The 10,460-nt window shown below is 40.8% G+C and carries 11 protein-coding genes; all 11 read left to right on the forward strand.

What is annotated here, in order from left to right; all coding sequences use genetic code 11:
• The first annotated feature begins 111 nt into the window (after window positions 1–111).
• The 11 genes from SMIDD26_RS01765 to dnaJ all read left to right on the forward strand — a co-directional run bounded on the left by SMIDD26_RS01765 (window position 112) and on the right by dnaJ (window position 10,338).
• Window positions 112–639 (forward strand): FUSC family protein, encoded by a 528-nt coding sequence (locus tag SMIDD26_RS01765; RefSeq protein WP_061438718.1) that lies wholly within the window; start codon window positions 112–114, stop codon window positions 637–639.
• A gap of 76 nt (window positions 640–715) precedes the next feature.
• The gene (gene glnR / locus SMIDD26_RS01770; RefSeq protein ID WP_000659548.1) at window positions 716–1,072 is read left to right on the forward strand and encodes a transcriptional repressor GlnR; all 357 of its coding nucleotides are present in this window, start codon (window positions 716–718) and stop codon (window positions 1,070–1,072) included.
• Window positions 1,073–1,108: 36 nt separating this feature from the next.
• On the forward strand, window positions 1,109–2,455 hold the full coding sequence (gene glnA, locus SMIDD26_RS01775; protein WP_001122886.1) for a type I glutamate--ammonia ligase: 1,347 nt from the start codon (window positions 1,109–1,111) through the stop codon (window positions 2,453–2,455).
• Between the two features lie 122 nt (window positions 2,456–2,577).
• The gene (locus SMIDD26_RS01780; protein ID WP_061438719.1) at window positions 2,578–2,898 is read left to right on the forward strand and encodes a PadR family transcriptional regulator; all 321 of its coding nucleotides are present in this window, start codon (window positions 2,578–2,580) and stop codon (window positions 2,896–2,898) included.
• Window positions 2,898–3,473, forward strand: a complete 576-nt coding sequence (locus SMIDD26_RS13560; RefSeq protein WP_134990082.1) for a DUF2812 domain-containing protein — start codon at window positions 2,898–2,900, stop codon at window positions 3,471–3,473. The genes SMIDD26_RS01780 and SMIDD26_RS13560 overlap by 1 nt, the downstream gene beginning before the upstream one ends.
• A gap of 34 nt (window positions 3,474–3,507) precedes the next feature.
• Window positions 3,508–4,020: a DUF2812 domain-containing protein gene (locus SMIDD26_RS01790; RefSeq protein WP_061438720.1), complete on the forward strand. Its 513-nt coding sequence runs from the start codon at window positions 3,508–3,510 to the stop codon at window positions 4,018–4,020.
• Between the two features lie 160 nt (window positions 4,021–4,180).
• Entirely contained in the window at window positions 4,181–5,215 is a 1,035-nt protein-coding gene (gene hrcA, locus SMIDD26_RS01795; RefSeq protein ID WP_061438721.1) for a heat-inducible transcriptional repressor HrcA, read from the forward strand.
• Between the two features lie 26 nt (window positions 5,216–5,241).
• A complete protein-coding gene (gene grpE / locus SMIDD26_RS01800) occupies window positions 5,242–5,766 on the forward strand; it encodes a nucleotide exchange factor GrpE (protein ID WP_000046038.1) in 525 nt (174 codons plus the stop codon).
• A gap of 478 nt (window positions 5,767–6,244) precedes the next feature.
• Window positions 6,245–8,068 (forward strand): molecular chaperone DnaK, encoded by a 1,824-nt coding sequence (dnaK, locus tag SMIDD26_RS01805; protein ID WP_061438722.1) that lies wholly within the window; start codon window positions 6,245–6,247, stop codon window positions 8,066–8,068.
• Window positions 8,069–8,372: 304 nt separating this feature from the next.
• Window positions 8,373–9,005 (forward strand): DJ-1/PfpI family protein, encoded by a 633-nt coding sequence (locus SMIDD26_RS01810; protein ID WP_061438723.1) that lies wholly within the window; start codon window positions 8,373–8,375, stop codon window positions 9,003–9,005.
• 196 nt (window positions 9,006–9,201) lie between these two features.
• Entirely contained in the window at window positions 9,202–10,338 is a 1,137-nt protein-coding gene (gene dnaJ / locus SMIDD26_RS01815; RefSeq protein ID WP_061438724.1) for a molecular chaperone DnaJ, read from the forward strand.
• Window positions 10,339–10,460 lie beyond the last annotated feature (122 nt).

A 10,460-nucleotide genomic window follows, 5' to 3' on the forward strand; every position in this document is an offset into this window, starting at 1 on the left:
AGGGGAATGAAGGTTCCTCTTTTCTTTTACTTAAAATAAAAACGCTTCCTCTCAACTATTACTCATAAAAATCACCGATTTATGATAAAATGGAAATAGAAAGTTGAGATTATGAGTTATTTTAAAAAATATAAATTCGATAAATCCCAGTTCAAACTTGGTATGCGAACCTTTAAAACAGGTATAGCTGTTTTTCTAGTTCTCTTGATTTTTGGCTTTTTTGGTTGGAAAGGTCTTCAAATCGGTGCTTTGACAGCTGTTTTTAGCCTGAGGGAGAGTTTTGATAAGAGTGTTCATTTTGGGACTTCGCGTATCTTAGGAAATAGTATTGGCGGTTTTTACGCCCTTGTCTTTTTTCTCTTAAACACTTTATTTCATGGAGCCTTTTGGGTAACCTTACTTGTTGTTCCGATTTGCACCATGTTAACCATTATGACAAATGTCGCCATGAATAACAAAGCAGGGGTTATTGGTGGTGTAGCGGCTATGTTAATCATTACCCTATCGATTCCGAGTGGTGAAACAATTTTGTACGTGTTTGCACGTGTATCAGAAACGTTTATGGGAGTTTTTGTCGCAATTCTCGTAAATTACGATATTGATCGTATTCGTCTCTTTTTAGAGAAAAAAGAAAAATAATGTTACATTTTATAACATTATCAATTGACGTTTGTCTTTTTTTAGACTATAATAGACAGAAAGAAGGAAATTGTAAATGAAGGAAAAAGAATTTCGCCGAAATATGGCTGTTTTTCCTATCGGCAGTGTTATGAAGTTGACCGATCTATCGGCGCGTCAGATTCGTTATTATGAAGATCAAGAATTGATTAAGCCTGATCGAAACGAAGGAAACCGTCGCATGTATTCCCTGAATGATATGGATCGTCTGCTTGAAATCAAAGATTATATCTCTGAAGGTTATAATATCGCTGCCATTAAGAAAAAATATGCTGAACGTGAAGCGAAATCCAAGAAAGCGGTGAGTCAGACTGAGGTGCGTCGTGCACTTCACAATGAACTCCTCCAACAGGGTCGCTTTGCTTCAGTACGGTCACCTTTTGGTCGCGGTTAGGCAACCGCAAGTAGTCATACATTAAGGAGAAAACTCATGCCAATCACAGCTGCAGATATTCGTCGTGAAGTCAAGGAAAAAAATGTTACCTTTATCCGTCTCATGTTCTCGGATATTTTGGGAACCATGAAAAACGTCGAAATTCCTGCTACAGATGAACAGTTAGATAAAGTCTTGTCAAATAAGGCTATGTTTGATGGATCTTCTATCGAAGGTTTTGTACGTATCAATGAGTCAGATATGTACTTGTACCCTGACTTGGATACATGGACAGTCTTCCCTTGGGGAGATGAAAATGGAAGTGTTGCAGGTTTGATCTGTGATGTCTATACAACAGAAGGTGAACCATTTGCAGGGGACCCTCGTGGCAATTTGAAACGTGCTCTTCGTCACATGGAAGAAGTAGGATTCAAGTCCTTCAACCTTGGACCAGAGCCAGAATTCTTCCTATTTAAACTTGATGAAAATGGAGATCCAACACTTGAAGTAAATGATAAGGGTGGCTACTTTGATTTGGCGCCTACTGACCTTGCGGACAATACACGTCGTGAGATTGTCAATGTCTTGACCAAAATGGGATTTGAAGTAGAAGCGAGTCACCATGAGGTTGCTGTTGGACAACACGAGATTGACTTTAAGTACGATGAAGTTCTCCGTGCTTGTGATAAGATTCAAATCTTTAAACTTGTTGTTAAAACCATTGCTCGCAAACATGGACTTTACGCAACCTTTATGGCCAAACCAAAATTTGGTATTGCCGGATCAGGTATGCACTGTAATATGTCCTTGTTTGATGCAGAAGGAAATAACGCCTTCTTTGATCCAAATGATCCAAAAGGAATGCAGTTGTCAGAAACGGCCTACCATTTCCTTGGTGGTTTGATCAAACATGCCTACAACTATACTGCCATCATGAATCCAACGGTTAACTCATACAAACGTTTGGTTCCAGGTTATGAAGCGCCTGTTTACATTGCTTGGGCTGGTCGTAACCGTTCGCCACTTGTGCGCGTGCCTGCTTCACGTGGTATGGGAACTCGTCTTGAGTTGCGTTCAGTGGATCCAATGGCTAATCCGTACATCGCTATGGCAGTTCTGTTGGAAGTTGGTTTGCATGGTATTGAAAACAAAATCGAAGCACCAGCTCCTATCGAAGAAAATATCTACATCATGACAGCAGAAGAGCGTAAGGAAGCTGGTATTACAGACCTTCCATCAACCCTTCACAACGCTTTGAAAGCTTTGACAGAAGATGAGGTTGTCAGAGCAGCTCTTGGAGAACATATCTATACTAGTTTCCTTGAAGCTAAACGAATCGAGTGGGCAAGTTATGCAACCTTCGTTTCACAATGGGAAATTGATAATTATTTAGACCTTTACTAATACTAATATAGAAGGAAGATTGTCCGTGAGGATGATCTTTTTTTCTTGTATTTTATATCGAGGTGTGATATATTTTATATAACGAAGTGCGATATATCGAACTGGATAGGAGGTAGCTATAAATGGAATTGACGGATAAGATTCGTCGAGTTTATCTTCCGATGACGGAAACGGGCTTTTATATCTTGCTCTGTCTGCAAAAGGAAAGTCATGGTTATAGTATTACGCGAAAGGTCAAGGAGATGACAGATTCGCAAGTTTCGATTAGTCCTGGAACTATGTATGGGACCTTGTCAAAAATGGAAAAGGATGGTTTGATTTCCTTTGTCCGCGAAGAGGAAAAACGGAAAATCTATCAGATTACAGACTTGGGACGCAAAGTCTTAGATATTGAATTGAAACGTATTGAACGCCTCTACAGAAATAGTCGGGAGGAAGGATGATGGAAAAGAAAATTGTTTATCGAATTGCTACCATTGCGGATTATGATAGAGAGGCTTTATATCTTAGAAAAATGCATGCTGAGGGCTGGAAACTCAAGAAGGTAACCTACTCTAACTTAGTAGTTGCAGTTAAGTATACCTTTGAAAAGTGCCAACCGGAGCAGGTGTCTTATCAGTTGGACTTTTATCCCATGAAAAAATCCGATAGAGCCTCCTATTTACAATTATTTAAAGACTGTGGCTGGGAGCATATTACAGACTTTAATGGTTTTTCCTACTTTAGAAAACTTCATTCTGGAATTGAGTCGGATGCCGAGTTTGAAATTTATAATGACGCGACCGGGAAGCTAGCTATGGTCAAACGGATTTTAACAATGCGGATGCTTCCTATTTTGCTTCTCTTTTTAGCTCTACTACCGGTTTTCTCAAAGTTTGTCGCTGGAGGTAGTTCTTTCAGTTGGGAAATGTTTTTGATTGTTATAATAGATGGTGTTTTATTGATAGTTCATTCGATTCAGATTTCTTATATTTTTGGGAGATTGTTTCAAAAGTGGAAAGAATTATCTGACAAATAAAACTATGTATGTTTTCTGATTTTGAGGTAAGGTAATGAATAGCAAAGTACAATTTCGGATTTTCACCATTGTTGATTTGGACAAGGAAGAAGAATACTTACATGAGATGCATTTGAAAGGTTGGAGATATAGAACGAGTCGTTTTGGTTTGTTCTATTTTGACCAATGTCAACCAGACGATATCATCTACCGTATCTATGATTCTAGATTTCTTAAAAAATATAAGCATGAACTGCAAGATTTTAGAAATAGAGGTTGGGAATTGATAGGAGCAGGTTCTTGTTCGATTCTTCGTAAATCGTCTTCTGATTTACTTCCAGATGATCAAGTCTATATGAGTAAGGGGCTCAGGTGGGAAGTTATGCGAAATAGACTTCGTTCCTGTACAGTTGCTTTCTCAGGCGGTCTTGTTGTTTTTATGAGTTTGTTTCGAGAAGAACTTTCTATGTCTTTCTTCGTTATTTTTCTTTTATATGCTTTAATGATTTCTTATCTAATCTATGGTTATTTCAGATTAAAAAGGAAATACCAAGTAGATGAACAGTAAGTTTCTAGGTCTTTAGACTGATTTTTAGCACTCTTGATGAAAGAGTGCTAATTTTTTGAGTTTTTATCTTGACATTCTCTTTTAAGGGTGTATAATAGAATCATAAGTTAGCACTTGAGCGTATCGAGTGCTAATCGATCAGACAGAGAGGAGTGATGAGGTGGTTACAGAGCGTCAGCAGGATATTCTAAATCTGATTATTGACATCTTTACCAAAACGCACGAACCTGTCGGATCCAAAGCCTTGCAAGAGTCTATTAACTCTAGCAGCGCAACCATTCGTAATGACATGGCGGCTCTAGAAAAGCAAGGTTTGCTTGAAAAGGCTCATACCTCAAGTGGTCGGATGCCAAGTGTTGCTGGTTTTCAGTACTATGTGAAACACTCACTGGATTTTGACCGACTAGCTGAAAATGAGGTTTACGAGATTGTCAAAGCCTTTGATCAGGAATTCTTCAAATTGGAGGATATTCTGCAAGAGGCTGCTAATCTACTGACAGATTTGAGTGGCTGTACGGTAGTAGCACTGGATGTTGAGCCGAGCAGGCAACGTTTGACAGCCTTTGATATCGTTGTTTTGGGGCAACATACAGCCTTGGCAGTATTTACCCTAGACGAGTCTCGAACGGTTACCAGTCAGTTTCTGATTCCAAGGAACTTTTTGCAGGAGGATTTGCTGAAACTGAAGAGCATCATTCAGGAACGTTTCCTCGGCCACACCGTTCTAGATATTCACTACAAGATTCGGACGGAGATTCCGCAGATTATCCAGCGTTACTTTACAACAACGGACAATGTTATCGATCTTTTTGAACATATCTTTAAGGAAATGTTCAACGAAAATATTGTGGTGGCGGGCAAGGTTAATCTCTTGAATTTTGCCAATCTAGCAGCCTATCAGTTCTTTGACCAACCGCAAAAAGTAGCTCTGGAGATTCGTGATGGGTTACGTGAAGATCAGATGCAAAACGTCCGTGTTGCAGACAGTCAAGAGTCCTGTCTAGCTGACCTAGCGGTGATTAGTAGCAAGTTCCTCATTCCTTATCGGGGTGTTGGAATTCTAGCCATTATCGGTCCAGTTAATCTGGATTACCAACAGCTAATCAACCAAGTCAATGTAGTCAATCGTGTTTTGACCATGAAGTTGACAGATTTTTACCGCTACCTCAGCAGTAATCATTACGAAGTACATTAAGATTGAAATCATTAAAGGAGGCGAAAATGGCCCAAGATATAAAAAATGAAGAAGTAGAAGAAGTCCAAGAAGAGGAAGTTGTGGAAACGGTAGAAGAAACAACTCCTGAGAAGTCTGAATTGGACTTGGCAAATGAACGTGCAGATGAGTTCGAAAATAAATACCTTCGCGCTCATGCAGAAATGCAAAATATCCAACGCCGTGCCAATGAAGAGCGTCAAAACTTGCAACGTTATCGTAGCCAGGATTTGGCAAAAGCGATTCTCCCTTCTTTGGATAACCTTGAGCGTGCACTCGCAGTTGAAGGTTTGACAGATGATGTGAAGAAGGGCTTGGAAATGGTGCAAGAAAGCTTGATTCATGCTTTGAAAGAAGAAGGAATCGAAGAAATCGCAGCTGATGGCGAATTTGACCATAACTATCATATGGCCATCCAAACTCTCCCAGCAGATGATGAACACCCAGCAGATACCATCGCCCAAGTTTTCCAAAAAGGCTACAAACTCCATGACCGCATCCTACGCCCAGCAATGGTAGTGGTGTATAACTAAGATACAAAGCCCGTAAAAAGCTCACAGTAAAAATAGGAGATTGACGAAGTGTTCGATGAACACAAGGAAATCTATCTTTTTTACCCAGAGCTTAGGGCGTGTTCGATTAGGTGATTCTGACGATAGATAAAGCAACTCGTCAGAAAACGGCAATCGCTATGGCGTTTGCCTAGCCTCCTTACTAACTCGTTGTCGAAATAAAATCGATTTCGACTCCTCGTATCGCAATTTACATAATAGAAAACTTGTCCGAAACGACAATAAACTATGAAGAAAGATAAAAAAGTAGTTCAGCTTTGCAATAGTGAGCGAAGCGAACCAAAGACGATACTCTTCGCTGTGGCGCTATCTGCGCAAACTTTGAGACCTTAGGCTCAAAGTTTAGTCAAAGAGATTGACGAAGTCAAGCTCTGACGGCGTCGCCACTTAAGAAGAGTATCAAAAAGAAAAAAGAAGATAAATTTAAGGAGAAAAACACATGTCTAAAATTATCGGTATTGACTTAGGTACAACAAACTCAGCAGTTGCAGTTCTTGAAGGAACTGAAAGCAAAATCATCGCAAACCCAGAAGGAAACCGCACAACTCCATCTGTAGTATCATTCAAAAACGGCGAAATCATCGTTGGTGATGCTGCAAAACGCCAAGCAGTAACAAACCCAGATACAGTCATCTCTATCAAATCTAAAATGGGAACTTCTGAAAAAGTTTCTGCAAACGGAAAAGAATACACTCCACAAGAAATCTCAGCAATGATTCTTCAATACTTGAAAGGCTACGCTGAAGACTACCTTGGTGAAAAAGTTACTAAAGCAGTTATCACAGTTCCAGCTTACTTTAATGATGCTCAACGTCAAGCCACAAAAGACGCTGGTAAAATCGCTGGTCTTGAAGTAGAACGTATCGTCAACGAACCAACAGCAGCAGCTCTTGCTTATGGTTTGGACAAGACTGATAAAGAAGAAAAAATCTTGGTATTCGACCTTGGTGGTGGTACATTCGACGTCTCTATCCTTGAATTGGGTGACGGTGTCTTCGATGTATTGTCAACTGCAGGGGACAACAAACTTGGTGGTGATGACTTTGACCAAAAAATCATCGACCACTTGGTAGCAGAATTCAAGAAAGAAAACGGTATTGACTTGTCTACTGACAAGATGGCAATGCAACGTTTGAAAGATGCAGCTGAAAAAGCGAAGAAAGACCTTTCTGGTGTAACTTCAACTCAAATCAGCTTGCCATTTATCACTGCTGGTGAAGCTGGACCTCTTCACTTGGAAATGACTTTGACTCGTGCGAAATTTGACGATTTGACTCGAGACCTTGTAGAACGTACAAAAGTTCCAGTTCGTCAAGCCCTTTCAGATGCAGGTTTGAGCTTGTCAGAAATCGACGAAGTTATCCTTGTTGGTGGTTCAACTCGTATCCCTGCCGTTGTAGAAGCTGTGAAGGCTGAAACTGGTAAAGAACCAAACAAATCAGTAAACCCTGATGAAGTAGTTGCTATGGGTGCTGCGATCCAAGGTGGTGTCATCACTGGTGATGTCAAAGACGTTGTCCTTCTTGACGTAACACCATTGTCACTTGGTATCGAAACAATGGGTGGTGTCTTCACAAAACTCATCGACCGCAACACAACAATTCCAACATCTAAATCACAAGTCTTCTCAACTGCGGCAGACAACCAACCAGCCGTTGATATCCATGTTCTTCAAGGTGAACGCCCAATGGCAGCAGATAACAAGACTCTTGGACGTTTCCAATTGACAGATATCCCAGCTGCACCTCGTGGAATTCCTCAAATCGAAGTAACATTTGATATCGACAAGAACGGTATCGTGTCTGTTAAGGCCAAAGACCTTGGAACTCAAAAAGAACAAACTATTGTTATCCAATCAAACTCAGGTTTGACTGATGAAGAAATTGACCGCATGATGAAAGATGCAGAAGCTAACGCTGAAGCAGATAAGAAACGTAAAGAAGAAGTTGACCTTCGTAACGAAGTAGACCAAGCTATCTTTGCGACTGAAAAGACAATCAAGGAAACTGAAGGCAAAGGCTTCGACGCAGAACGTGACGCTGCCCAAGCTGCCCTTGAAGACCTTAAGAAAGCTCAAGAAGACAACAACTTGGACGACATGAAAGCAAAACTTGAAGCATTGAACGAAAAAGCTCAAGGCCTTGCTGTTAAACTCTACGAACAAGCCGCAGCAGCCCAACAAGCACAAGCAGGAGCAGAAGGCGCACAAGCAACAGGAAACGCAGGCGATGACGTCGTAGACGGAGAGTTTACGGAAAAGTAAGATGTTGAGGCGTTAAGAAAACGAAAGAAAAATAGGAAGCCATCGCCTTGTGCGATGCACAAAAGATGGCTTATCTTTTTTCCGAAGTTTTTAGCCGAAACTCAGTTAAGCCTAACTCGTTAAGAATGACTAATCACTAAAGTGATTGTCATTCTACGGCAATCGCTATGGCGACTTGCCTAAACGCCTTACTAGTTTAAAAACAAAGTATAATCGACTTTATTTTTGAACGTCGTAATGATAGGAAGAAATCCAGAGGTTGCAACCCAGCCTCTGTTTTTCGGTAAAATAGAGGGTGTAGCTTATGAAAAAAGTACTTTGTGTCATTTATCCTAATTTTTCTCTTTATGAGATAGCCTCTTTAACAAGTACTTTAGCTCTGTCTTTTGACATCACGATTGATTATGTAGCTTCTGAGAATTCGATGGTGGTCTCTGAGGATGGTTTGTCCTGTCAACCGACGAAAACATTGAATCAGATCCGTATAGAAGATTATTCTTGTGTGATTTTGCCAGGAATGGTAAATATAGGTCCTACTCTACAAGATGAGAAATTGATCTCGTTTTTGAGAAGCCTTAATGAGCAAGATATCCTAATTGCAGCCATTTCTTCATCGCCCCTTTTATTGGCGAAAGCAGGCTTGTTGAACGACACGAAATTTACAGGTGGAATTTGGCAAAACTTCTTTGACTATTTTGAATTTCTTCCACGTGAGAATTTCCAACCGAAAGTTCTTGTCCAAGATAAACAAATCATTACGGCTATCGGTTTTGCACATCAAGAGTTTGCAAGAAAAGTGATTCTTAGTCTAGGGTTGGCAGAGAATACGGACAACTATTTTAAAGAACAGAACGAGTATGTTGAAGAGGATTTGATATTTACTCTATCAGATGAAGAGTTTAATCAAGTAAAGCAAAGTATAGAAAATAGTCTCTAAAGATTTACATGAAAATTATAGAAAGGAACAAAGGTGTTCGCAACTGAACACGGGTTCCCAAATTTCTTACTCAATATAATAGAAAGGAATTGAATCCGACCTAAATTCTCGGAAAAAAGATAAATCTGCCTAGGAGCATCGCTCCAGCGTCAGATTTCCTATTTTTCAGTCGAATTTTACGGTCTTGGTATCTTGTATGAACAATACTGAATTTTATGATCGTCTGGGGGTGTCCAAAAACGCTTCGGCAGACGAGATCAAAAAGGCTTATCGTAAGCTTTCGAAAAAATATCACCCAGATATCAATAAGGAGCCTGGTGCTGAGGAAAAGTACAAGGAAGTTCAGGAAGCCTATGAGACTTTGAGTGACGACCAAAAACGTGCGGCCTATGACCAATATGGTGCGGCTGGAGCCAACGGTGGCTTTGGTGGTGCTGGTGGTTTCGGCGGTTTCAACGGAGCAGGTGGCTTCGGTGGTTTTGAGGACATTTTCTCAAGTTTCTTCGGCGGAGGCGGTGCTTCGCGCAATCCAAATGCTCCTCGCCAAGGGGATGACCTACAGTATCGTGTGAACTTGACCTTTGAAGAAGCTATCTTCGGTACAGAGAAGGAAGTTAAGTACAACCGAGAAGCTGGCTGTCGTACATGTAATGGCTCAGGTGCTAAACCAGGAACAAGTCCAGTCACTTGTGGACGCTGTCATGGCGCTGGTGTCATTAACGTTGATACGCAGACTCCGCTTGGTATGATGCGTCGCCAAGTAACCTGTGATGTCTGTCACGGTCGTGGAAAAGAAATCAAAGATCCATGTACAACATGTCACGGAACAGGGCATGAAAAACAAGCGCATAGCGTACATGTCAAAATTCCTGCTGGTGTGGAAACTGGTCAACAAATTCGCCTAGCTGGTCAAGGTGAAGCTGGATTTAACGGTGGACCTTATGGTGACTTGTATGTAGTGGTTTCTGTGGAAGCCAGCGACAAGTTTGAACGTGAAGGAACTACTATTTTCTACAATCTCAACCTTAACTTTGTCCAAGCAGCTCTTGGTGATACAGTTGATATCCCAACGGTTCACGGTGATGTTGAATTGGTTATCCCAGAGGGAACTCAGACTGGTAAGAAATTCCGTCTACGTGGCAAGGGAGCACCGAGCCTCCGTGGCGGTGCAGTTGGTGACCAATACGTTACCGTCAATGTCGTGACACCGACAGGCTTGAACGACCGCCAAAAAGCAGCGCTTAAAGAATTCGCAGCTGCTGGTGATTTAAAAGTCAATCCAAAGAAAAAGGGATTCTTTGACCATATTAAAGATGCCTTTGAAGGAGAATAAAGCAAAAAGAGCCGAGTGGCTCTTTTTGTTTATAGATTTTTTAAAACTTTCCTTAAGTAATGACGGACGGTAGCAACCTTCTTCGAAGTTCCATACCTAAACTTTGAGCCTAGGTCTCAAAG

The sequence above is a fragment of the Streptococcus mitis genome (assembly GCF_001579035.1).
Taxonomy (GTDB): Bacteria; Bacillota; Bacilli; order Lactobacillales; family Streptococcaceae; genus Streptococcus; species Streptococcus mitis_J.

Excerpts from the sequence above, each read along its gene's own strand:
- SMIDD26_RS01765 (WP_061438718.1), top strand. The coding sequence starts at position 112 with ATGAGTTATTTTAAAAAATATAAATTCGATAAATCCCAGTTCAAACTT.
- glnR (WP_000659548.1), top strand. The coding sequence starts at position 716 with ATGAAGGAAAAAGAATTTCGCCGAAATATGGCTGTTTTTCCTATCGGC.
- glnA (WP_001122886.1), top strand. The coding sequence starts at position 1,109 with ATGCCAATCACAGCTGCAGATATTCGTCGTGAAGTCAAGGAAAAAAAT.
- SMIDD26_RS01780 (WP_061438719.1), top strand. The coding sequence starts at position 2,578 with ATGGAATTGACGGATAAGATTCGTCGAGTTTATCTTCCGATGACGGAA.
- SMIDD26_RS13560 (WP_134990082.1), top strand. The coding sequence starts at position 2,898 with ATGGAAAAGAAAATTGTTTATCGAATTGCTACCATTGCGGATTATGAT.
- SMIDD26_RS01790 (WP_061438720.1), top strand. The coding sequence starts at position 3,508 with ATGAATAGCAAAGTACAATTTCGGATTTTCACCATTGTTGATTTGGAC.
- grpE (WP_000046038.1), top strand. The coding sequence starts at position 5,242 with ATGGCCCAAGATATAAAAAATGAAGAAGTAGAAGAAGTCCAAGAAGAG.
- dnaK (WP_061438722.1), top strand. The coding sequence starts at position 6,245 with ATGTCTAAAATTATCGGTATTGACTTAGGTACAACAAACTCAGCAGTT.
- SMIDD26_RS01810 (WP_061438723.1), top strand. The coding sequence starts at position 8,373 with ATGAAAAAAGTACTTTGTGTCATTTATCCTAATTTTTCTCTTTATGAG.
- dnaJ (WP_061438724.1), top strand. The coding sequence starts at position 9,202 with ATGAACAATACTGAATTTTATGATCGTCTGGGGGTGTCCAAAAACGCT.